This is a genomic window from Streptomyces phaeofaciens (genome assembly GCF_014648915.1).
Lineage (GTDB): Bacteria > Actinomycetota > Actinomycetes > Streptomycetales > Streptomycetaceae > Streptomyces > Streptomyces phaeofaciens.
Window position 1 is genome coordinate 312,296 of sequence record NZ_BMSA01000004.1, and the last position, 19,485, is coordinate 331,780.

General features: G+C 72.5%; 20 protein-coding genes. 8 read left to right on the forward strand and 12 right to left on the reverse strand.

Going from position 1 to position 19,485, the window contains the following annotated elements:
* Positions 1-19: 19 nt before the first annotated feature.
* A complete protein-coding gene (locus IE275_RS11065; protein ID WP_189710316.1) occupies positions 20-658 on the forward strand; it encodes a TetR/AcrR family transcriptional regulator in 639 nt (212 codons plus the stop codon).
* 40 nt (positions 659-698) lie between these two features.
* Here the strand turns inward: IE275_RS11065 and IE275_RS11070 are convergent, their stop codons facing one another.
* Positions 699-1,343, reverse strand: a complete 645-nt coding sequence (locus tag IE275_RS11070) for a 3'-5' exonuclease (RefSeq protein ID WP_189710318.1) — start codon at positions 1,341-1,343, stop codon at positions 699-701.
* 129 nt (positions 1,344-1,472) lie between these two features.
* Positions 1,473-2,042, reverse strand: coding sequence for a TetR/AcrR family transcriptional regulator (locus tag IE275_RS11075; RefSeq protein ID WP_189710321.1), 570 nt, complete (start codon positions 2,040-2,042; stop codon positions 1,473-1,475).
* Between the two features lie 185 nt (positions 2,043-2,227).
* Here IE275_RS11075 and IE275_RS11080 point away from each other — a divergent pair, with 185 nt between their 5' ends.
* Positions 2,228-2,905 carry a CBS domain-containing protein gene (locus IE275_RS11080; protein ID WP_189710323.1) on the forward strand — a complete coding sequence of 226 codons (678 nt, stop codon included), beginning with the start codon at positions 2,228-2,230 and terminating at the stop codon, positions 2,903-2,905.
* A gap of 62 nt (positions 2,906-2,967) precedes the next feature.
* On the opposite strand, the gene IE275_RS11085 is transcribed toward IE275_RS11080, so the two are convergent.
* From IE275_RS11085 to IE275_RS11095, 3 genes are all read right to left on the reverse strand, one after another.
* The gene (locus IE275_RS11085) at positions 2,968-3,447 is read right to left on the reverse strand and encodes a hypothetical protein (RefSeq protein WP_189710325.1); all 480 of its coding nucleotides are present in this window, start codon (positions 3,445-3,447) and stop codon (positions 2,968-2,970) included.
* Positions 3,448-3,548: 101 nt separating this feature from the next.
* Positions 3,549-4,079 (reverse strand): AAA family ATPase, encoded by a 531-nt coding sequence (locus tag IE275_RS11090; protein WP_189710517.1) that lies wholly within the window; start codon positions 4,077-4,079, stop codon positions 3,549-3,551.
* Between the two features lie 76 nt (positions 4,080-4,155).
* Complete coding sequence (locus IE275_RS11095) at positions 4,156-4,818, reverse strand: hypothetical protein (protein WP_189710327.1); 663 nt, start codon at positions 4,816-4,818, stop codon at positions 4,156-4,158.
* 185 nt (positions 4,819-5,003) lie between these two features.
* On the opposite strand from IE275_RS11095, the gene IE275_RS11100 reads away from it, so the two are divergent.
* The gene (locus tag IE275_RS11100; RefSeq protein WP_189710328.1) at positions 5,004-5,819 is read left to right on the forward strand and encodes an SAM-dependent methyltransferase; all 816 of its coding nucleotides are present in this window, start codon (positions 5,004-5,006) and stop codon (positions 5,817-5,819) included.
* A 158-nt stretch (positions 5,820-5,977) separates the two neighbouring features.
* Here the strand turns inward: IE275_RS11100 and ligA are convergent, their stop codons facing one another.
* On the reverse strand, positions 5,978-8,122 hold the full coding sequence (gene ligA, locus IE275_RS11105; RefSeq protein ID WP_189710331.1) for an NAD-dependent DNA ligase LigA: 2,145 nt from the start codon (positions 8,120-8,122) through the stop codon (positions 5,978-5,980).
* Between the two features lie 145 nt (positions 8,123-8,267).
* Here ligA and IE275_RS11110 point away from each other — a divergent pair, with 145 nt between their 5' ends.
* On the forward strand, positions 8,268-8,996 hold the full coding sequence (locus IE275_RS11110) for a hypothetical protein (protein ID WP_373299198.1): 729 nt from the start codon (positions 8,268-8,270) through the stop codon (positions 8,994-8,996).
* Positions 8,997-9,000: 4 nt separating this feature from the next.
* On the opposite strand, the gene IE275_RS11115 is transcribed toward IE275_RS11110, so the two are convergent.
* Complete coding sequence (locus IE275_RS11115) at positions 9,001-9,363, reverse strand: hypothetical protein (protein ID WP_189710334.1); 363 nt, start codon at positions 9,361-9,363, stop codon at positions 9,001-9,003.
* Positions 9,364-9,649: 286 nt separating this feature from the next.
* On the opposite strand from IE275_RS11115, the gene IE275_RS11120 reads away from it, so the two are divergent.
* Both IE275_RS11120 and IE275_RS11125 read left to right on the forward strand, forming a co-directional pair.
* Positions 9,650-11,299: a serine/threonine-protein kinase gene (locus IE275_RS11120; RefSeq protein WP_189710336.1), complete on the forward strand. Its 1,650-nt coding sequence runs from the start codon at positions 9,650-9,652 to the stop codon at positions 11,297-11,299.
* Positions 11,296-12,030, forward strand: a complete 735-nt coding sequence (locus IE275_RS11125) for a hypothetical protein (RefSeq protein WP_189710338.1) — start codon at positions 11,296-11,298, stop codon at positions 12,028-12,030. Before IE275_RS11120 ends, IE275_RS11125 begins: the two co-directional genes overlap by 4 nt.
* A gap of 10 nt (positions 12,031-12,040) precedes the next feature.
* Here the strand turns inward: IE275_RS11125 and IE275_RS11130 are convergent, their stop codons facing one another.
* The gene (locus IE275_RS11130) at positions 12,041-12,217 is read right to left on the reverse strand and encodes a hypothetical protein (protein ID WP_189710340.1); all 177 of its coding nucleotides are present in this window, start codon (positions 12,215-12,217) and stop codon (positions 12,041-12,043) included.
* Positions 12,218-12,690: 473 nt separating this feature from the next.
* Positions 12,691-13,458 carry a LamG domain-containing protein gene (locus IE275_RS11135; protein WP_189710342.1) on the reverse strand — a complete coding sequence of 256 codons (768 nt, stop codon included), beginning with the start codon at positions 13,456-13,458 and terminating at the stop codon, positions 12,691-12,693.
* A 196-nt stretch (positions 13,459-13,654) separates the two neighbouring features.
* Between IE275_RS11135 and IE275_RS11140 the strand changes: the two genes are divergently transcribed.
* Entirely contained in the window at positions 13,655-14,305 is a 651-nt protein-coding gene (locus tag IE275_RS11140) for an HAD family hydrolase (RefSeq protein WP_189710344.1), read from the forward strand.
* Between the two features lie 62 nt (positions 14,306-14,367).
* On the opposite strand, the gene IE275_RS11145 is transcribed toward IE275_RS11140, so the two are convergent.
* Together IE275_RS11145 and IE275_RS11150 are read right to left on the reverse strand one after the other, a co-directional pair.
* Positions 14,368-14,616: a PLDc N-terminal domain-containing protein gene (locus IE275_RS11145; RefSeq protein WP_189710346.1), complete on the reverse strand. Its 249-nt coding sequence runs from the start codon at positions 14,614-14,616 to the stop codon at positions 14,368-14,370.
* Between the two features lie 71 nt (positions 14,617-14,687).
* The gene (locus IE275_RS11150; RefSeq protein WP_189710348.1) at positions 14,688-14,963 is read right to left on the reverse strand and encodes a WhiB family transcriptional regulator; all 276 of its coding nucleotides are present in this window, start codon (positions 14,961-14,963) and stop codon (positions 14,688-14,690) included.
* 279 nt (positions 14,964-15,242) lie between these two features.
* Here IE275_RS11150 and IE275_RS11155 point away from each other — a divergent pair, with 279 nt between their 5' ends.
* Complete coding sequence (locus tag IE275_RS11155) at positions 15,243-16,166, forward strand: SGNH/GDSL hydrolase family protein (protein ID WP_189710350.1); 924 nt, start codon at positions 15,243-15,245, stop codon at positions 16,164-16,166.
* Positions 16,167-16,282: 116 nt separating this feature from the next.
* On the opposite strand, the gene IE275_RS11160 is transcribed toward IE275_RS11155, so the two are convergent.
* Positions 16,283-19,261 carry a glycosyl hydrolase gene (locus tag IE275_RS11160; RefSeq protein ID WP_189710353.1) on the reverse strand — a complete coding sequence of 993 codons (2,979 nt, stop codon included), beginning with the start codon at positions 19,259-19,261 and terminating at the stop codon, positions 16,283-16,285.
* Between the last annotated feature and the right edge of the window lie 224 nt (positions 19,262-19,485).

Sequence of the window (19,485 nt, forward strand, 5' to 3'; positions counted from 1 at the left end):
CGAACCGGAGAGGCGCCCCATGACGAGTCCGCGGACGTCACGCAGGAAGCGGGCGAACGGTGTGGAATCGCGGCAGCGCATCCTCGACGCCACCGTCGAGATCGCCGGCGAGCGCGGCTACGACGGCACCTCCATCGCGGCCGTCAGCGCCAAGTGCGGGCTGCCCGCCAGCTCGATCTACTGGCACTTCAAGGACAAGGACGACCTGATCGCCGCGGTCATCGAGCGCAGCTTCGAGACCTGGCTCACGGCCGTCGAACTCCCAGCCCAGGAGACCGGCACCCCCCTGGAACGCGTCCTGACGATGGCGGCGAACGTGGCCAGGTCCCTCGTCGACGCCCCCGACTTCCTGCGCCTCGGCCTGATGCTCGCCCTGGAACGCCGGCCCACCGAACCCCGTGGCCGCACGGTCTTCCTCCAGGTCCGCGACATCTCCCGGCAGAAGATCACCGAAGTGATCACCGCCCTGTTCCCGGCCCTGGACGAGGCCGCCGTCGACACCCTCGCCACCTACGCCATCGCCGGCGCCGACGGGCTGTTCATCCAGCGGGAGGTCATCGGCGACACCGTCGACCTGGTGGCGCTGTTCGAACTGCACGCCCGGCTCGTCCACGACGCGGCCTTCCGGATGGCGGCGGTGGCACCGCCCCGCGGATGACCCGTCCCGGCGCCGCGCACGCCGTGTGCGCCGCCGGTGGTCACTCCGCGTCGCGCGTCACCGCCGTGGCCGGCCAGGCGTCGCGTGTCGCCAGGTCCAGTACGAGCGCGGCGATGTTCCACGCGTCGTCCTCCCCGCTGTGGTGGCGTCCCTCCAGGGGGAGCCCGGCGATCCGGAGTGCCTGGCTCATGCCGGGCTTCCGCCGCAGGCCGTAAGCCGTCGTGAAGACGGCCTTGGCGTTGGTGTGGGTGCGTTCGGTGGGGTAGCCGAAGGGGTAGGCCACTCCGTCCGCCTGGCTCTGGCGGGCGAACTGGTGGCGGTCGTAGTCGCCCCAGCTCGCCCACGGGCGCAGCGCCGCGTCGTGCTCGTCGGCCAGGATCCGGCAGGCCTCGGCGAACGAGACGCCCCGGTCCACCTCGGCCTGAGTCAGGCCGGTCAGTTCGGTGCAGAAGGCACTGACCCTCGACCGGCCGGGGCGGACCAGGATCCGGTGCCGGGACACACGACGCCGTGCCGCCACATCGACGACCGTGAGGCCGATCTCGATGATCTCGTTCACCGAGCCGGGCGGCGGCTGCCCGTCCCAGCAGGTGGCTTCGACGTCGATGACGTTCAGGAGGGCGGTGCCGGTGGCCGCGTCGGTGTGCGTGTTGGTGTGCGTGTCCGTGTCGGTGTCGTGGGGCATGGGGGGAGGCTATTGAGGTCGCGGGCGGTCGGGCATCCGGATTTTCGCGTGGACCGCTCGGCTCTCCGGGCTCACGTGGGGGCCGCTCAGCTCTCCGCGTTCGCGTGCTCCACGTCCGCGTGGGGCCGCTCAGCGCATGCCGGCCGCGTCCATGAGGGTGAGGGCGGTCGGTGTGACCAGGTCCGCGAGGTGGTCGGCGCCGATGCCGGCGCGGGCGCTCGCGCCGTCGAAGAGGAGCACGAGCTGGCGGGCCAGCAGCTCCGGATCGCCCGCACCGCCCCGGGCGGCCTCGGCGCGGAAGAACTCCGTGAGCCCGCGCTTGATCTCGCGCGCGACCTGGCTGGCGGGGTGCTCGGGGTTCTTCAGCTCGATCTGGACGGCGAGATACGGGCAGCCCCGGAACTCCGGCCCGGTCGACTGCGACTCCAGCCGGCAAAAGACGTGCAGGACGCGCTCGCGCGGCGAACCGGAGTCGTCGGCCGCGGGCAGCAGCATGGCGGCGTAGGCGGCGGCCCGTCCTTCCAGGGCGGCCGCGAGCAGTTCGTCCTTGCTCTCGAAGAGCTGGTACATCGACCGCTTGGAGACACCCGCCGCCTTGCACAGCGCCTCGACACCGACACCGACGCCCTCGCTGTAGGCGAGGGACGCGGCCGCCTCCAGCAGCCGGTCGCGGGAACCGGGCTTCGCTTCCGTGGTCATGCTGGGAGGCTAACTCCGTTCCGCCCCCGAGGAGAACGATCGGTTTGCGATTCCCGCTCCGGATGGCCCCATGGCGGTCGTACCGGCATAAGTCCGGCACAATTGGAAGTGTGAGTCAGGTCGGGATCACCGGGGCGCCGCCGGACGTTTCCTTCTACGACGGTGGCCTGAGAGAGGAAGCCCCCATGAACCACCTGCAGGTACGCGACCTCATGAGCGACGTGGTCGTGCAAGTCCAGGGCGGTACGCCGTTCAAGGAGATCGCCCATCTGCTTCAGGAGTACGACATCACGGCGGTGCCCGTGGTGGACGACGACGACCGCCCGGTGGGCGTGGTGTCCGAGGCGGATCTGCTGCACAAGATGTGGGGGCGGTCGGAGCACGACACCGCGGAGGACGGCGTCGCACCCCGGCCCGCCAAGGCCTGGGCGACCGACGCCGCCGGGCTGATGACGTCACCCGCCGTGTGCGCGCGTGCGGACTGGAGCGTCGTCGACGCCGCCCGCGTGATGGCCCGGCAGGGCATCAAGCGGCTCCTGGTGGTCGACGACGAGCAGCGCCTGGTCGGCGTGGTCAGCCGGGGCGACCTGCTCCGCGTGTTCCTCCGCAAGGACCAGGCGATCCGTACGGAGATCGTCGAGGAAGTCCTGGTCAAGACGCTGGGCGAAGCGCCCTCGGCCGTCCAGGTGGACGTGGCGCACGGCCATGTCGTCCTCAGCGGACTGCTCTCCTCCCGGGTCGCCGTACCCGTCCTGGAGGAGCTGTGCCGCAACGTCGACGGTGTGGTGGCGGTGGAGTTCAGGCCGGTACGGGAAGCGGAGACGGAGACGGACACCGCCGAACCGGCGAGGGCGACCCCGTGACCCCCGGTGACCCCGCATGCGCCCATGACTCTGTGTGACTCCCGGGTCGGCGCCTGCGCCGGTCAACCGCGGCGAAACCACGCCCGTCGGCGGGCGGGCGGGTGCAGCCCGAGGCCGACCGCGTACCCGGTGATGCTGTCCTCGCTCCCGTTCCGGAACCGCTTGATCACCCGCTGCACGGGCCGGACGACCGCGCCGTCGGGCAACCGGAGGACGAGGTCCGTGAGGCTGTCCGGGTCCCCGCCGTCCTCCCAGGTCCCGCCCAGCCCGCGCCGGACGGTTTCGCCCAGGTAGGCGCCGAGGGCGAACAGCCGCGACCCCGGATCCACCGCGAGCAGCCCACCGGCCACCGCGGTGCCCTGAGCACTGTGCTCGGTCATGAAACGCTCGATGTCCCCCAGACTCCCGGGCGTGAAGTCGGCCCGGTAGCCGGAGCTCTCCAGAGCACGGGCGATCCACTCCGCGGCGGTGACCACGTCGTCGAGCGGGGAGGAAGCGGAACCCGAAGGCTCGGGGGAGGTCTCGCCGGTGTGTTCGGTCATGCCGGCCATCGTCGCCGACCCCACTGACACTGCCCGGGCCGGCGCCTGGCCCTGCCCCTGCCGGCGGCGACCGTCGGGGCAGTCGGCGGTCCGTCGGACACTCAGTCCCTCGCCGGAAGGTCCGTCAGGCCCGTGTCCGTCATGATCTGAGTGATCGTTTCCGTGAGCGTGCTCCGGGCGGGGACGATCGTTTCGTGGGCGTCGGGGAGCAGGTCGAGTTCCCGGTACCAGTCACGGAGCTGCGCCTCGGCGACCTCGTCGGCGATCGGTTTCGTCGCGTGCCGGGCGAGGGTCTCGTGCCAGGGCACATGGAGGTAGTAGGCGTGGGTCCGGCCGCGGTGGTCGGCGCGCAGGCGCGCGAGCATCTCGCCGTAGCGGTCGGCGTAGAGGATGCCCTCGACGACGACGTGGTACCCGGCGTCGAGCGCGTAGCGGGCGACCGTGTCGATGAGGCCGATGTTGGCCGCGCCGGGCAGGTCCCGTTCCCTCAGGACCGTCCGCCGGAGGTTGTCCTGGCCGACCAGCGCCAGCCCTCGTCCGAATCTGTCGCGCAGTCCGGCCGCGACGGACGATTTCCCCGAGGCCGAGTTGCCGCGCAACACGACGAGCCGGGTCTCCGTGGTGCCCACCATCATCCGCGTCACCTCAGGGTCTGCGACCCGGTCCGAACGACAGGCCCGGGCACCGCCGCGACCGGCGCACCCGCCGTCAGGAGGCACCCGGCCGTACTCCAGGGGGCAGGGGGCGGGGCCGTCCCGTTCCCCTCCTCCACCATGCCCGCCGTGCCGCTGGTGAGACGCGTTCCCGCTCGTACTCCGTGTGGGTGAGGAATGCCTCGATCACCTCCGCCGCCGGCCGGTGCGGCGTCACGGCCAGAAGTACCGCGTCGTGGCCGTCCGGCAAGGGAGGTGCCACCAGGGCGACTTCGTCTCCCGACCGCAGCCGCAGCACCACACCCCGCAGTCCGTCCGGATCCCCGGGCACGGTACGCAGCCGGGCGTGCAGCCGGTCCTGGGAGAGGGAGTACAGCGTGACGTGAGCGAGCAGCGTTCCGTGCTTGTACTGCTCCCAGCGGTCGAATCCGAGGGCGCGCAGGGGCGGTTCGCGCCACGGGCGGGCCGCGTCGAGGCGTTCCAGCACGCGCCGGAGGAAGTCGCGGACCTCCGGTTCTCCGTGCGGCTGCCAGGACAGGTCCTGGTCCCAGGCATCCGCGGCGAGGGCGTCCGCCACCGCCGCGTACTGCTCCTCGACCGTGAGGTCGTACAGCGGCTGTTCCAGGACCATGCCGGCGATCCGGCCGGCCTCCGCGTCCCCCAGCTCGCGGCTGAACTGCACGCAGTAGAGAATTCCCATGACCACCCCGAGATGCATGCGGGCAGTATCCACCGGCGTCCCCGGCATCGCACCGGCGCCCGGCACCCCTCGCGGCAGGCGGGTTCACGTGCGCTCTTGGTGCGTACCCACGACGAAAGTGAACTGTTGTACGCAGTAGGGTCGTTGGCGCGTAGGTTCTGCGTAGAAGTTTCCATGACTCGGCTGAAAGACGGACACTGCTCATGACCGATCACGCCCCCACGCCCGGCTCAGCGGCGCAGCAGAAGATCGACACGTCGGTGCCGCACTCGGCCCGGATCTGGAACTACTGGCTGGGCGGGAAGGACAACTACCCCGTCGACGAGGCGGCCGGCGACGCGTACACGGCCGTCTTCCCGGGCATCGTGACCATCGCCCGCAGCAGCCGCGCCTTCCTTCAGCGCAACATCACGTACCTGGTGGCCGAGGCGGGCATACGGCAGTTCCTGGACGTCGGCACGGGCCTGCCCACCGCCGACAACACCCACGAGGTCGCCCAGCGGATCGCCCCGGAGAGCCGGATCGTCTACGTCGACAACGACCCGATGGTCCTCGCGCACGCCCGCGCCCTGCTGTACTCCACTCCGCAGGGCGCCACCGCCTACGTGGACTCCAACGTGCTGGACCCCGACCGCATCCTGGCGGCCGCCGCCGAGACGCTGGACTTCACCCGGCCCACGGCCCTGATCCTCAGCAACATCCTGGGCCACATCGCCGACTACGACCAGGCCCGTGCCATCGCGACCCGGCTGATGGACGCGCTGCCGTCCGGCAGCTACCTCTCCATCAACGACGGCTCGCGGGGCGTCGACCCGGTCTTCGAGCAGGCGCAGGACGCCTACAACGAGAGCGGCGCGGTCCCGTACAACCTGCGCACGGTCGAGCAGATCACGTCCTTCTTCGACGGGCTGGAGCTGCTCGATCCCGGGGTCGTCTCCGTCCCGCTGTGGCGCCCCGCGGCCGCCTCCGGCGCGCCCGTGGTCGTCGCCGAGCACGGCGGCCTCGCCCGCAAGGCCTGACGGGGTCGTCGGGTGGTCTCCGCAAGCCGGCGGCGGAGACCACCCACGCCGGTGTCGCCACCGGCGTCAGGTCGTCCTCCGGCTCCCCGGCTCCCTCCGAGCCGGCTCCCTCCGAGCCGGCGCCCTCCGAGCCGGCGCCCTCCGAGCCGGCGCCATGGTCACCGGCCGCCCGCCTCCACGGTCTGCGCCGTGCTCTCCGCCGTGTCGAGGCAGTCGGCGACGAGGGTGGCGAACTCGTCCGGGGTCAGGAGGCGGATGCCGAGGGTCTCGGCCTTGGTGCGCTTGGATCCGGCTCCCTCGCCGGCGACGACCAGGCTGGTCTTCTTGGAGACGCTGGAGGAGGCGCGGCCGCCGGCGCGTTCGATCAGTTCGTTCATCTCGTTGCGGCTGAGCTTCTCCAGGGGGCCGGTCATTCCGCCCGTGACCACCACCGCCATCCCGGCCAGCGGGCCGGCGGGCGAGGCGGCGGCCGTACCGCCCTCGGGGCCGTCGGCTTCGGTGCCGGGCGCCGGCGGAGGGGTGGCTCCGGGCTCGGTCATGTTGACACCGACGGCGGCGAGCTTGTCGATGAGCGGGGCGAGTTCGGCGAGTTCGGACACGATCGACGGGGCCTTCTCCGTGCCGATGCCCTCGACCTGCTGGATCGCCTCGGCGTCGGCGGCCCGCAGATGGTCCATGGTGGCGAAGTGGCGGGCGATGCGCCGGGACATCGAGCGGCCGGTGCCGCGGACGCCGAGCGCGCACAGCACCCGGGACAGGGGCTGGCCCTTCGCGGTGGCGAGGGCGGCGAGGAGGTTGTCGGTGCTGGTCTCGCCCATCCGCTCGAGGCCGAGGAGCTGCTCGCGGGTGAGGGTGAACAGGTCGGCGAGATCGGCGACTAGTCCGGCCTCGACGAGCTGGACGACACGGGTGTGGCCGAGGCCCTCGATGTCGAGCTGGTCGCGGCCCGCGGCGTAGGAGAGGGAGGCCACCAGGTGGCAGTTGCGGCCGTTGGCGCAGCGCCAGCGCTGCTCGCTGGTGTCGATGTCGGCACCGCAGCGGGGACAGGTCTCGGGGAAGACGATGGGCTGCTCGTCGCCGGTACGCAGATGGGCGACGGGGGCTTCGATGCGCGGGATGACGTCCCCGGCCCGGTGCACCATGACGTGGTCGCCCAGCCGCAGGTCACGGCGGGTGATGTCGGCCGGGTTGTGCAGGGTGGCGTACGTGATGGTGGAGCCGTCGATCTCGACGGGTTCCAGGACGGCGCGGGGGGCGATGATGCCGGTGCGGCCGACGTTCCACTCCACGCCGAGCAGTCGGGTGATCTTCTCCACGGCCGGCAGCTTGTAGGCGATCGCCCAGCGCGGGGCGCGCGAGCCCGATCCGGCGGCCTGCTGGTCGGCCGCCAGGTCGGCCTTGACGACGATCCCGTCGATCCCGAACGGCAGCTCCGCGCGCAGGGCGGCGATCTCCTGGACCCGGGCCAGCACGTCCTCGGCCGTGTCGGCGGTCAGTCCGGCCACGGCCGTGGTGGCCGGTGTGTTCACCCCGAGCCCCGCCACCCGGGCCATCAGGTCGCTGTGCGGGCTCTCGGCGAGGGTCGCGGCGAGCGCGGTCCCGGTGTCGGGCAGGGCCAGCATGCCGTAGCCGAAGAAGGTCATCGGCACCGTGTAGGCGCGCTCCTTGGCGCGCAGTGTGCCCGCGGCGGCGTTGCGGGGGTTGGCGAACGGCTGGCCGCCGTGCGCGGTGCGCACCTCGTTGGCGTGCTCGAACTGTGCCGTCGTCATCAGGACCTCACCGCGCACCTCCAACGTGACCGGCTCGGTCAGCCGCTCCGGCAGGCCCTCGACCGTGCCGATCGCGTGCGAGACGTCCTCCCCGGCCGTCCCGTCGCCGCGGGTGATCAGCCGTGTCAGCCGGCCCTGCGTGTAGCGTGCCGCGATCGCCAGGCCGTCCAGCTTCGGCTCCACGCTGTAGCGGGTCACCTCGTGGCCGACGCGCCGGGCCAGCGAGGCGGTCCAGGCGGTGAACTCCTGCGGCGAGAACACGTTGTCCAGGCTCAGCATCGCCACCGTGTGCGGTACGTCCCCCTCCACCGCACCGCCGGCGACCTTCCCCGTGGGCGATTCCGGCAGCACCTGGCCGGGGTGTTCGGCCTCCCACGCCGCGATGGAGCGCACCAGCCTGTCGTAGGCGTCGTCGTCCAGCGCCGACGTACCGCCCTCGTAGTAGGCGGCGGAAGCCTTCACCGCGTCCTCGACCGCCAGCGCGTAGGCGACGGCGTCCACGATCACTGCACCAGGTGTTGTCATGCCTCTCATCCTGCCTGCCACCACTGACAATGGCCCCGGACGCGGGCACCGGGCGGGCGGACCGCCCGGCCGCCGGGCCGTGACCGTCGCCCGTGGTGGTGCCGCGCAGCGGTGCTTGCCGGGCGCGAGGCGTCGGCCAGGCACAATGGGCCGGGTGGACAACCATCGACCGGTGTTTCGTGCGCCCGCCCCCGATCTCTACGGGCGTCTGCGGGTGGAGAGCACCGATCTGGGGCCGGCCGGCTGGCTGACCGAACGGTCGCCGGGGCACGGCGACTTCGGGACGGTCGCGGGTGTCGCCGCTCCGGGCTTCGCCGCGTACGTACGGGTGCTGCATCCGGCGTCGCTGGAGGAGCGCCCGGTGTCCTGGTCGGCGGTGGCCGCCGCCCACGGACGCACGGTGCAGCCGGGAGCGGAGTGGCACCGGCTGGTCGGGATGGAGCGGTTCTACCAGAACGCGTCCGAATACGGCCTGGCCGGCGTCTGGGACGAACACCCGGCGGAGGGGCCGACACCACCCGGCGTGGCCGGGGACCTCGTCCCGCTGCTGGCCCGGCACACCCGGACGGCCGGGCGCTGCTGGTTCGGCCTGTGGGCCGGATACGGGCGCTGGAACTTCGACGGGATACCGGGCTTCGAGACACCCGGCCGGGAGGAAGTGCTGCTCTCCGGGTCCCTCGACGACGTCGTCTCCCCCGTCGCTCTGGACGAGTTCGCGGAGCTGCCGGACCTGTGGTGGCCCGAGGATCGCGCCTGGTGTGTGGGTGGCGACGTGGACCTGGTCAGCACCTACGTGGGCGGGTCACGGGCGCTGATCGACGAGCTGCTGGCCTCGCCGCGGCTGGAGACGCTCCCCGTCGCGCCGGGCGACCCCGTCTACTGACGACTCAGGCCGCGCGGCGCCGGCCCGCCCGTAGGGGGACGGGCGCGGGCACGCGGGCGACCGGGAGTCGCAGGGGCGCGGCCGGTGTGCGGACCGGGCTGACCCGGTAGGTCGTCTTGGCGGGGTCGGTGACGGGCTCGCCGAGGGTTATCCGGCCGGCGGCGTGGAGTTGATCGCACTCCTGCGTGGGCAGCGCCACGTAGCAGCCGCCCTTGCCGGTGCCGGAGTCCAACGGGCGCCAGTAGCTGTACCTGCGGCGCCCGTTCGTGTGCACGGTGACGAACACGGGGCGTCGCGCATCGCAGACGATGCGCAGCACGTCGGCCTCGGCTGCGGTCAGCTGAGCGCGGGAGCGGGCGTCGGGCAAGGCAGGTGACCTCTTTCAGGGGAGCGACTCGCAAGATCACTACCCCGATTCGGCGAAGTTGATCTCTGTTTCGCGCATTCTTCAACATGGCACTGACAATTCCGCACCGGCGCGCGGCAGGTGACTTTCCCCAGGCCGTCGTCGGAACCCGCACCCGAGACCGTCCGAACGGACGACGCTCCCCGGGCCCTGCAACCGCACTGGCCGAAAACGTGTCTCAGCTGCCGTGGCCCGGACTTCCCGGAGCCACGGCCGCACAACGGCAGGACGGCAGAGGGGAGGGGCGATGAGCACCTGGGCCGTACCCGGATACGCCGAGTCGCTCGAACTCGGTTCCGGAGCCAGTGGACGGGTGGTTCTCGCCGTGCACGAGCCCACCGGCCTGCCGGTGGCGGTGAAGTACCTCAGCGAGTCCCTGCGCACCCGGCCGGGCTTCGTGCACGGCTTCCGCGCCGAGGCGGAGCTGCTCGGCGGGCTGGAGAGCCCGTACGTGGCCGGTTTCTACGAGTACGTGGAGGCTCCGGAGGGCGCCGCCATCGTGATGGAGCTGGTGGACGGCGTCTCCCTGCGGACCCTGCTCACCCGGCAGAGTCCCCTGTCGCCGGAGTCCGCCCTGGTCGTGCTCAAGGGCTCGCTGCTCGGCCTGGCCGACGCGCACCGGGCCGGTGTGGTCCACCGCGACTACAAACCGGACAACGTCCTGGTCACCCCGGAGGGCGTGTCCAAGCTCGTCGACTTCGGCATCGCCGTGGACTCCGGTATCCGTGCCGGGGTGGCGGGCACCCCGGCCTACATGGCGCCGGAGCAGTGGACGGGCGCGCCGGCCTCGCCCGCCGGGGACGTGTACGCGGCGACCGCCACCTTCTTCGAGTGCCTGACCGGCCGTAAACCGTACTCGGGGGAGAACCTGGCGCAGCTGGCGCTCCAGCACGTGGAGGGGACCGTCCCGGACGAGCAGGTGCCCGAGCCCGTGCGGGCACTGGTGCGCCGGGGACTGGCGAAGACGGCGGCGGAGCGGCCCGTGGACGCGGCGGCCTTCGTGGCCGACCTGGAGCGGGCCGCCGTGGCGGAGTACGGGGAGGCCTGGGAGGAGCGCGGCCGGGGCCGGCTGGCGGCGCTCGTCGCGCTGCTGCTCTTCCTGATCCCCTCGGCGCCCGGGACGGCGTCCGGGACGACCACCGACACGGCCCGCACCGTGCTCCGTCGCGATCCGGGCGCGGGCCGTCTGCACCCGTGGCGGCCCACCTGGCCGGGTGTGGCGGTGGCGACGGCCGCCGTGCTCGTGGCGCTGCTCCTGGGCCAGGGCATCGGCCAGGGCGCCGGTGCGGCCTCCGGGCAGCCCACGCAGGCCGTCGCGACGACCAGCTCCTCACCGGTGTCGGAGGCGAGCGCCCTCCCCTCGGCCTCGCCGTCGCCGTCGCCGTCCGCCGCGTCGGGCTCGCCCTCCCCCAGTGCCTCGGCGTCCACGGACCCGGCGTCACCGTCGGCCACCACCACCGACCCGGCCTCACCCACCGTCACCTCGACCGCGCCCGGCACTCCCACGGGTTCCCCCAGCCCTTCGGCTTCGCCCAGTACGTCGCCGAGCGTGTCGCCGCCGCCCGTCTCCCCGGCCGTCAAGGACGTCACCGTGTCCGGCTTCCGGCAGACGGGTGTCACCACGGCCACCGCGACGATCACGGTCACCACGGACGGGACCGGCCCGCTCACCGTCACCGTCGGCTGGTCCGCGGGCGACGCCGCCGGACAGTCCGGGACCGCGGACGGCGCCCCCGTCTCCTTCCGGCGCAGCGGCGCCACCCAGTACACGCTGACGGTCGACCACACCTTCCAGGGCAATGGCTGCTACTGGACCGTCCGAGCCACCACCACGCCGGCCTCCGCCGACGGCGGCGCGTCCCAGCAGCTCCTGACCCGGCGGTGCGACATCCGATGACCACACCCCACGACCGCCGGCCCGAGCCCGGCGACACGACGATCCCCGAGTCCCTGGCGAAGACCCGGGTCGAGGACGACGACGACTACAGCGCGACCCTGCTGGAGAGCCACTGGATCCAGCGCCCCGACGACGCCACGACGATGCTCGACCCGTCCGGTTCCGCTGCGCCGCTCGGTGGTGTGGCCGCGACGGTGCCGGAAGCTCCCGGCTCCACGGTGCCGCACGGCCGGGTGGACGGCACGATGCTGCGTTTCGGTCCGGGTGTCACCACCGCGGCCCTGTCGCACGGTGTGCACACCACGCTGGCCCCCGTGGCGCTGCCCGTCCGCCGGCACCGCCGGCTGCGGCGGCACGCCCTGCCCGCGCTGATCCTGATCGCCGCACTCGTGTTCCTGTTCTGGCGGGGGCACTCCGCGCCCGCCCTCTCGGTGCGGGACGTCTCGGTGACGACCGTCGAGCAGGACACGGGATGCGACGACACGGCGGACGTCGTCGGCGTCGTCCGGACCGACGGCCGTGCGGGCGAGTTCTCGTACCGCTGGGTGCGCAACGACGGCACCACCTCCGACGTCCTCCACGCGACCGTCGCCCGGGGCAGCCACGAGGTGCGGGTGCACCTGCTGTGGACGTTCCAGGGGCGCGGTCACCACGCGGCGGAGGCCGAGCTGCAGGTGCTGTCGCCGTCCCGGCACACGGCGACCGGGCGGTTCTCGTACGACTGCCCGTGAGCGGAGGGCCTCAGCCGAAGAACGACCGCTGGGCGGGAAGTCCGGGGTTGAGCGAGGGCCCGGTGGACATGACACGGTCCAGGTCGCGCTTGATACGTTCGGCCTCACCGCGCACCTGGGCGGGCACATCGCCGCGTTCGGTGATCAGACGGTGGTAGATCGGCGTGTCGTCGAAGACGGAGAACACAGAAAAGGCTCTGCTTTCGTGGTCGGTCGGCGTGGCCGAACGCGGTGGACGGCTTCGGGCACACGGACCGATCCGCCGAGGCGGATCCGTGATGCCATGACGTCGCCTGACGGTCATGCGGGTGAAACCCCTGTCGGCAACATCATCGCATTGTGCCCGCTGCGGCCGGGTACCGCTGACCATGTCCACGATGTCGGGACGAGGCATGGGCACGGATCTCACCACCGACACGATGCGCTAAGCTTTAGTCAGAGCTGAAGCCGGAACTTCCGGTTCTCGGTCACGCGTTGGTGGTCCAAGGAAAGACGCTCCGCTTCCTGCGGGGAAATGCAGGTGCAAGGCCTGCCCGGCGCTCGGATGCGGACCCCGCACCACTTCGGTGGTGCGGGGTCTTCGCGTTGTCCGGATCTCCGACTGCACACCGGTCAACGGTCGTCGCCGTCAGTCGCCTTCACCATCAGTCGCGTTCGCCGTCAGTCGCCGTCGCGGACCGCCAGGCCGCCCTCCTCGTCGTCGTCCTCCAGCAGATCCAGGACGGTGGCCGGCCGCCGCACCACCAGGTCGCGTACCTCGTAGGTCATCTCGGTGGTCTTGGGAGCGGGTGGCGGGTGGTAGCGCCCGCCGCACACCGAGAGGTTGACGATCAGGTAGGCGTGCCAGGAGCGGCCGACGCCCCGCCGGTCGGCGAACACCCGGGCGCCGTTCACCCACCAGACCACGGACCGCACACCGAACTCGACGCGCAGGTCGATCCACGCGCCGGGCCGGATCGCCGGGTCCCGGTAGTAGAGGTTGCCGCCGCGGACATGGTTGGTGAGTTCCAGCAGGTCGGGGTTGTCGGGGTGGTACTCGAAGACGTCGATCTCCTGATCGCCGTCCCGCCAGGTCCAGATGGCCGGCCAGGCCCCGGCCTCGTAGGGCAGCCGGACCCGCGCCTCGAGCACGTCGCCCGCACGGACCGTGAACTCCTCCTCGCTTCCCTCCGTGGTGAGCAGGCCCGTGTTCCACCGTCCGTCCCGTCGACGGGTGGCCCGGAAGGTTCCCGAGCGGCTGTAGGCGGGGTCCGCCACCAGATAGTCCAGTTTGTCGTCGCCCGGATTGACCGGGCCTCCCTGGGGATACGCCCACGAACGCCCCGCCACCCATTGGCGGGTGGACGTGAAGTCCGCCGTGAAGACGACAGCGGGGTCGGGCGTTGACCCCCTCGCGGAGAGCGGGCTGTCGCTTGCGGGATTCTCCATGCGGCGATGCTGCTCCGCATATGACCAGGGCATGCGGGCACGCCGTGAATCCGCCGCCACAACCAGCCGTCCGAGTGAACAACCCACGGTTACACCGGGATTCGGGCCGTGCGGCACCCGGAGAAGGCCCGCCTTCCCCCTCCGCACCGCCCCGGGCCCGGTCGGATCCCGCCGACGCCTGGGTAGGGTCACGATCATGCGCCTCGCCCTCTTCGACCTGGACGGCACCCTGGTCGACCGCACCGCCGCCTTCGCCGACGCCATAGCCGGCCTGTGCCGGGACCACCGGTACGGACCCGACGTCGAGGCGTGGCTGCTGACCCGGCTCGCCGACCACGCCGACCGGAGCGACTTCGCGCGGCTGCGCGCGGAGTTCGGCCTGGGCGAGTCGGCCGAGCACCTGTGGCGGGTGTACGTCGACCGCATGGCCGCGGCCGTCACCTGCCGCCCGGCCGTGCTCCACAGCCTCGGCCTGCTCAAGGAGTGCGGCTGGAGCATCGGGGTCGCCACGAACGGGTCGTCCGACATCCAGCGCGCCAAGGTACGGGCCACCGGGCTCGCCGATCTGGTGGACGGCATCGCCGCCTCCGGCGACATCGACGTCCGCAAGCCCGACCCGCGGCTGTTCGAACTCGCGGCGGCGCGCTGCGGCACTCAGCTCACCGCCGGCGACTGGATGACCGGCGACAATCCGGAGACGGACATCGCCGGCGGCCACCGCACGGGGCTGCGCACGATCTGGGTCGAGGGCCGGCTGGCCTGGCCCGAGGGCCTCACGGTGCCCCACCACCGCGTCACGAACGTCCTGGACGCCATCGACCATCTGCTCACGCACTCCCCCGGATAGACCGATGCGCGGGCAGCGCGCCGGAGTCGGGGGCGGGGCAGGTGCCGGGGAAGGGGCCGGTGTCAGGAAACCCCGGCGAACACCGACTCCTGCCGCCCGGACGTCGCTATGCCCCACTCCGACTCCGGCCGCTTGCCGAAGTTCACCCACACCACGGCGCCGAGGACCGGCGCATGGAGCATGAACAGCAGCCAGAGCACCTTCGGTACGTACCGCACGCGCTCCGACGGGGTGCGGGCGCAATCGACCATGGCCCGCACGATCAGGGCCACCACCACGACCACCAGACCGCCCAGCAGCAGATTCAGCATGCGACTTCTCCCGTTCCCATCCGACTCGAACCGCCTGTCACCCCCTCATCGGACGAGGGCCCTCGAACGGTTCACGCATCGGAGGAGAGATTTCGGAAGTCCCGGGAACCGCTTGCGGCCCCGGGTCCCAGCCGCAGGCTGCGGCGTTCACCGGCCGTCATGGCACCCCACACGCCGTACTTCTCACCGTGGCGCACGGCCCAGGACCCGCAGGCTCTCATCACGGGACATCGGCGGCAGACGGACCGCGCCTGCTCGATCTGCCGCTGGGACAGACCTTCGTCGCCGATCGGGAAGAAGAGTTCGGGGTCCTCGGAGCGGCAGGCCGCCGTCTCACGCCAGTTCATGCGCCGGTGCCCTTCCTGTCCTGTCCGTGCGCGAGGGAGCAGCGGGGGGACGTCGGGGTCAGGTGGTAAGAAATATAGGCACTTCCGGCTGTTTCGGCCATGGCCGAGGGCGTATTCGAGCCACTCCGCATCAGAAGGGCGCGCGCCTTGCCCGAACGCGTGCCGTCACGACTCTGGCCCCTCGCGCGTACCGGGCGGTATACAAGCCCAGTCGAACATCAGGGCGGTGGTTGTCCACGACACCGTCACGGGCGTGGTGGGTTCAAGGGGAGGACCGCGATGCAGCGCGACGCACGCAGGAGAGCCGGAGCCGGACGCCGCCGCAAGGGGGTCGCGTTCCTGGCCTCCCTGGGCGGCTGTGCCCTCGTCGCCGCATCGGCCACCCCCGTCGCGGCGCACGGCGGCGGGCACGGCACGGGTGCCACGCGCGCGTACGTGGCGCTCGGGGACTCCTACACCTCCGGACCCTTCATCCCCCAGCAGGTCGACGCCAACTGCGCCCGCTCCGACCACAACTACCCGTCACTCGTGTCCGGGCGGATCAGGACGGCCGCGTTCAAGGACGTCAGCTGCGGCGGGGCGACGACCGAGAACATGTGGAAGCCGCAGGGCACGGCCGGCCCCCAGCTCGACGCGCTGAGCAGGAACACCGACCTCGTGACCGTCCAGATCGGCGGCAACGACATCGGCTTCGGCTCCATCATCAGCACCTGTGCCGGGCTGTACGCCCAGGACCCGACCGGCAATCCCTGCCAACGCCACTACAACACCTCCGGCGTCGACCAGCTGGCCGTCACGATCGCCCGTACCGCGCCCAAGATCGCGCAGGTGCTGCGGGCGGTGCACGACCGGGCCCCGCGCGCGCGGGTCCTCGTCGTCGGCTATCCGGACCTCCTGCCTGACGACGGCAGCGGCTGCGCGCCCCAGGTGCCGTTCGGGACGGGTGACTTCCCCTACCTGCGGGACACCGGAAAGCGTCTCAACCTGATGCTTCGTCTGGTGGCCCTGGTGAGCCGCGCGGAGTACGTGGACACCTACGGTCCGACCGTCGGCCACGACATGTGCAAGTCGCCGGAGGTCCGCTGGATCGAGCCGCTTCGGCCGGCCTCCCCGGCTGCACCCGCGCACCCCAACGCCAAGGGCGAGGCGGCCATGGCCGAGGCCGTCCTGCACCGCCTGGACCGCGGGCGGGGCGGCCACTGACCCACCCCGCCCCACGCCCGGCCCGGCCCCGGCCGCTCGCCGCGACCGGCTGAGCCGCTGACCCGCCGAGAGCCCCCGCGCGCCCACGCCCCGCCGGGCCGCCGCCCGACGCCCTCCTACGACCCGACCACCCGCCGGGCATACGGCACCAGCCGGACCGGCCCCATCAGTCCGTGGTCCTGCCGGGCGACCGCGCCGAACACCGCGGGCTGGGCCACCCGGAGGCGGTTGACGAGCGGGGTGGCGACCTCGACCTCGATCACGTTGGGGCCGGGCCGTAGCAGGGCGCCGATCTCCGCCACGGGGTTCAGCCGGTCGACCGGCGCCGCGCGGGTGCCGTTCACGGTCACGCGCGCGGTGTCGCTGACCTGCCCCAGCTCCAGTCGGGCGTCGTACGACGAGGTCCAGTCCGCCGGCAGCTCGACCGTGGTGCGGTAGCGGCCGATCCCCGCGGAGTCGGCCAGGTCCGGGATCCGCGACCACGGCAGCAGGGCGTCGAGCGTCACCGTACGGCGCACGTGTTCGGTCAGGGTCGGACCGGAGCCGGGGGACCAGTCCTCGACCTCCAGCAGCCACCGGCCCGGTGTGACGGGCTCGGGTACCGACGGGACGACGGTGGTGACGGTACGGCCCGTGGACAGGCGGGTGGTGTACGTGCCCGGTGCGGTCGTACGGATCGCCAGTCCCCGGTCGGTGAACAGCGCTTCGGCGGCGTCCGTGGCGACGGCGTGGGGGTGGTTCCCGTTGCGGTCCGCGAAGAGGCCGGGGCGGCCGAGGGCCACGATCCTCACCTGTCCGGGCTGGAGTGTGACCCGGAGGGTGACGTCGTCGCCGTCCTGGGTGTACCGGGCGATCCGCGCGGCCTCGCCCGTCCAGGGGTCGAGCAGGTAGGGGACCGTCGCGCCGCCGCGGGTGCGGCGCAGGGTGACGTCGTGGTCGATGGCTGCCACGGCCGGCTTGACGGTCTCCGCGTGCTTGCCGTTGCAGAGGTAGTAGAGGTCGGCGTCCCGGGTGGCACGGTGGGCGTTGAGGAGGGTGGACGCGGTGGCGTGCCGTACGTCCGCGGTGACTCCGAGGCGGGCGAGCGCGTCGCCCACGGCCGCCTTGTCCGTGACGCGGACGACGGTGGGCAGGGCGAGCAGCCGGCCGAGGACCTCGCGCAGCCGGTCGGTCTCGTCCTCGTCGGGCACTCCGGGGGTCAGTGCCTGGTCGAAGGCGCCGAACAGGACGACGGGCAGTCCTGCCTCGGCCAGCCGCAGCACCCGCCGGGCGTCCCGCAGAGCGAGGGTGGGCGTGGAGCCGTAGAAGAAGTCGCCCTCGACGAACAGCGCCTTGTACGCGGGGCCGTCCGGAGCGAGGCGGCCGCGGGAGACGGTGGCGTTCGGGAGGTCGAGCAGCGGGCCGCTGAGGAACTGGTGGGTCCAGCCGAGCGGGACGCCGGTCGCGGTGAACCACGAGGCGCCGATGCCGGTGGCGGTGTAGCCGGTCTGCCGCAACACGGCGACGTCCGCGCGGGCCGTGCCGGACTGGAGGACCGTGTGGACGCGTCCCAGGTAGTCGGCGATGTCGTTCACATGGCGCCAGGTCGGCTGGCGCGGCCCCCAGGACTCGCCGTAGCCGGGACCGCCGTTGTAGGGGCTGAAGGCGGCGAAGCCGGGCCAGGCCGCGCCCGGGACGGTGGCGTAGGAGAAGCCGTGGACGACGGTCTGGTTGACGCCCGCCGCGTAGGCACCGCCCATGGTCCGCAGGAACCGGTCCCAGGTGGTGCTGTACGCCGACCCGTTGTAGGCGCCCGCCTCGCAGGACAGCACCGTGTGCCCGGCCATGTCACGGCCGCCGGCGAGGCAGCGGTAGTCGTCGAGGTTCTTGAAGCCGAGGGACTCGCCCTCGGGGATGTCGAGGACGGCCGCCGAGGCGATGGCGTCGGTCTGGAGGCCGTAGGGCTGGGCGCGCAGGCTCATGCCGAGGGCGTGGGCCCAGTCCCGCAGGGCCCGGACGTGGTGACGGTTGAAGAGGCCGGAGACCGTCTCCCAGAAGTCGTGCCGGATCTGCCGGGTCAGCTGGGCGTCGAAGGCGAACACCTGGTTGCCGTTGTCGAGGATCACGGCCGGCAGGAACGGCAGCAGGGGCCGTCCGGTGTGCTGTTCGAAGGCCTCGGGCAGGGCGGGGGTCCAGGTCAGGCCGTCGGTCTCCAGCTCCACGGAGTCCTCGAAGAACGCGCCGCCCGCCGCCCTGAGCAGGGCGCGCAGGGACGGCGTCAGCAGTTGCCGCTCCCAGAAGCCGGTGACGGCGTCGGTCCCCCGGGCGCTGAGGTGGTCGACGACGTGGGCGGCGGGCGCGGAGTGGGGGCCGGACTCGGGCTGCTGGCCCGAGCCGCGCTGCCAGTAGGAGATCAGCACCCAGTCGCCCTCCTCCGGCGCCGTCCAGGTCAGGGTGCCGTCGGTGACGGTGGCCGTGAGGTCGCGGACGCTGGCGGGGTCCAGGCCGGTCTCCTTGCGGGTGGAGTTCGCGGGCTCGGTCCGGGCGGCCTGGACCGCGAGGAGGCGCTGACGGGTCACCCCGGAGGCGGGCGCGTGGACGGGTGGCGGCACCGGGCCCTCGAAGGTGGCCCCCGCGGCCAGCTGGGCTCGGCCGTGGGCGAGTTCCTGTGCGGCCGCCGCGTCATCGGGCGTCACGCCGGGAACGGCGACGGGCCAGCTCGGGCCGAGGGTGAGGTCGAGGGTGAGACCGCGTCGCACGGCCCGGCGCAGGGCCGCCTCGACGCCGTCGCGCCAGGGTCTGCTCCCCCAGCCGTGGTGCGCGGTGTCCAGGACGGACTTGTCCTTGACGCTGTGGTGGACGGCGGCGATCTCGGCGCCTCCGAAACCCGCGTCCGCGATGCTGTCGATCTCCCGGGCGATCTCGTCGGGGTCGACCAGCCCGTCCGGCCACCACCAGCGGAATTTCGGACGCCGGGCCGCGGTGGGGTCGGTGAACCAGTCCGCGGCGGCGGGCGTCGACGCCAGGGCGGTGGGCCCGGCTCCGACGGCCGCGACGACCCCCGCGGTCAGGCCGATGGCGAGGACGGTGCGGCGCGAGAGGGCGTTCTCAGGCACAGGGGTGCTCTCCGGGATCTCGGATCTCGATTGAATCGTTTCAATCACGCGTAAACGCCGGAACGCTAAGCTCCGGCCACGCCCGGGGTCAAGAGGTCGTCGGCGCACGATTCCGCCGCCGGCCCGGCGCACGCGGGAGGACGGGCGGACGGGCGGACGGGCGGACGGACGGGCGGGGCCGATCGCCCGGCAGGACCCGCGGCGCGCCCGGGGTGCGTCATCAT

Excerpts from the sequence above, each read along its gene's own strand:
- IE275_RS11155 (WP_189710350.1), top strand. The coding sequence starts at position 15,243 with ATGCAGCGCGACGCACGCAGGAGAGCCGGAGCCGGACGCCGCCGCAAG.
- IE275_RS11095 (WP_189710327.1), bottom strand. The coding sequence starts at position 4,818 with ATGCATCTCGGGGTGGTCATGGGAATTCTCTACTGCGTGCAGTTCAGC.
- ligA (WP_189710331.1), bottom strand. The coding sequence starts at position 8,122 with ATGAGAGGCATGACAACACCTGGTGCAGTGATCGTGGACGCCGTCGCC.
- IE275_RS11075 (WP_189710321.1), bottom strand. The coding sequence starts at position 2,042 with ATGACCACGGAAGCGAAGCCCGGTTCCCGCGACCGGCTGCTGGAGGCG.
- IE275_RS11125 (WP_189710338.1), top strand. The coding sequence starts at position 11,296 with ATGACCACACCCCACGACCGCCGGCCCGAGCCCGGCGACACGACGATC.
- IE275_RS11120 (WP_189710336.1), top strand. The coding sequence starts at position 9,650 with ATGAGCACCTGGGCCGTACCCGGATACGCCGAGTCGCTCGAACTCGGT.
- IE275_RS11100 (WP_189710328.1), top strand. The coding sequence starts at position 5,004 with ATGACCGATCACGCCCCCACGCCCGGCTCAGCGGCGCAGCAGAAGATC.
- IE275_RS11140 (WP_189710344.1), top strand. The coding sequence starts at position 13,655 with ATGCGCCTCGCCCTCTTCGACCTGGACGGCACCCTGGTCGACCGCACC.
- IE275_RS11085 (WP_189710325.1), bottom strand. The coding sequence starts at position 3,447 with ATGACCGAACACACCGGCGAGACCTCCCCCGAGCCTTCGGGTTCCGCT.
- IE275_RS11080 (WP_189710323.1), top strand. The coding sequence starts at position 2,228 with ATGAACCACCTGCAGGTACGCGACCTCATGAGCGACGTGGTCGTGCAA.
- IE275_RS11070 (WP_189710318.1), bottom strand. The coding sequence starts at position 1,343 with ATGCCCCACGACACCGACACGGACACGCACACCAACACGCACACCGAC.
- IE275_RS11135 (WP_189710342.1), bottom strand. The coding sequence starts at position 13,458 with ATGGAGAATCCCGCAAGCGACAGCCCGCTCTCCGCGAGGGGGTCAACG.
- IE275_RS11145 (WP_189710346.1), bottom strand. The coding sequence starts at position 14,616 with ATGCTGAATCTGCTGCTGGGCGGTCTGGTGGTCGTGGTGGTGGCCCTG.
- IE275_RS11150 (WP_189710348.1), bottom strand. The coding sequence starts at position 14,963 with ATGAACTGGCGTGAGACGGCGGCCTGCCGCTCCGAGGACCCCGAACTC.
- IE275_RS11090 (WP_189710517.1), bottom strand. The coding sequence starts at position 4,079 with ATGGTGGGCACCACGGAGACCCGGCTCGTCGTGTTGCGCGGCAACTCG.
- IE275_RS11065 (WP_189710316.1), top strand. The coding sequence starts at position 20 with ATGACGAGTCCGCGGACGTCACGCAGGAAGCGGGCGAACGGTGTGGAA.